A 1,462-nucleotide genomic window follows, 5' to 3' on the forward strand; every position below is an offset into this window, starting at 1 on the left:
CGGCCCACCCCTTGCATTGCCACGCGTGTGCAACTATTGTTCTTGCATGTAAGGCGCGTCCGCATCAATCATCCGGTGCGTACGCAACCCCCCGGCGGGTCCCCCCATGACGCCCGCCTGCTCCGCAAAGGCAGTGACATGTCCCTGAAGAACATCCTTCCCGGCAAGCTCGGCTTCGGCACCGCCCCGCTCGGCAACATGTTCCGCGCGATCCCCGACGCCGAGGCCCTGGCCACCGTCGAGGCCGCCTGGGACCAGGGCGTCCGCTACTTCGACACCGCCCCGTTCTACGGCGCCGGCCTCTCCGAGGAGCGCCTGGGCGAGGTGCTGTCCTCCAAGCCGCGCGACGAGTACGTGCTGTCCACCAAGGTCGGCCGCGTCATCCTCGACGAGCTGGAGGAGGGCGAGCGCGACCTCGGCGAGAAGGGCGGCCTCTTCGAGCACGGCAACCCGAACAAGATGCTCCACGTCTGGACCGCCGAGGCCACCGAGCGCTCCGTCGAGGACAGCCTCAAGCGCCTGGGCACCGACCGCCTGGACATCGTCTGGGTCCACGACATCGCCCAGGACTTCCACGGCGACCAGTGGCTCGCCAAGTTCGAGGAGGCCCGCACCGGCGCCTTCCGCGTCCTGTCCCGCCTGCGCGACGAGGGCGTCATCAAGGCCTGGGGCCTGGGCGTCAACAAGACCGAGCCGATCGAGCTGACCCTGGCCCTCGACGAGCCGCAGCCCGACGGCTTCCTCCTCGCCGGCCGCTACACCCTCCTCGACCACGACCACGCCCTCCAGCGCCTGCTGCCGATGGCCCAGGAGCAGAACGTCGACATGGTCGTCGGCGGCCCCTACAGCTCCGGGATCCTCGCCGGCGGCGCCCACTTCGAGTACCAGCAGGCCCCCGCGCACATCGTCGAGCGCGTCGCCCGGCTCAAGGCCCTGGCCGCCAAGCACGGCGTCTCCATCAAGGCCGCCGCCCTGCAGTTCTCCCTCGCCCACCCGGTCACCGCCGCAGCCGTCCCCGGCGCCACCAAGCCCAGCCGCATCGCCGAGGACGTCGCCGCCCTCAACGAGACCGTCCCGGCCGCGTTCTGGCAGGAGCTGCGCACCGCCGGCCTCGTCAGCCCGGCCGCCCCGCTGCCGAACAACGCCTGACCCCCACCCCTTCGCACCCACCACCCTCACCGCAGGACACAGGAGAAACGACCATGGCCTCCACCTCCGTCAGCCGTACCGTCCCCGCCACCCCCGAGCAGGTCTGGGCCCTCATCGGCGGCTTCGACGCCCTGCCCGACTGGCTGCCCTACATCCCGGAGAGCGTCGCCTCCGAGGGCGGCCGCGTGCGCAGCCTGAAGAACCCCGAGGGCGAGGTCATCGTCGAGCGCCTCGTGGACTTCAACGAGACCGAGCGGCAGTACAGCTACGCCATCCTCCAGGCCCCGTTCCCGGTCGACGGCTACGTCTCCAC

At 70.8% G+C, this 1,462-nt stretch carries 2 protein-coding genes; both read left to right on the plus strand.

Annotated elements, in window-relative coordinates; genetic code table 11:
- Positions 1-138: 138 nt before the first annotated feature.
- Positions 139-1,149, plus strand: coding sequence for an aldo/keto reductase (locus tag ACFU6K_RS38905; RefSeq protein WP_380671381.1), 1,011 nt, complete (start codon positions 139-141; stop codon positions 1,147-1,149).
- Positions 1,150-1,202: 53 nt separating this feature from the next.
- On the plus strand, positions 1,203-1,462 hold a 260-nt coding region (locus ACFU6K_RS38910; protein WP_380671383.1), incomplete at its 3' end, for an SRPBCC family protein.

The organism is Kitasatospora sp. NPDC057512, from assembly GCF_042802135.1.
Lineage (GTDB): Bacteria > Actinomycetota > Actinomycetes > Streptomycetales > Streptomycetaceae > Kitasatospora.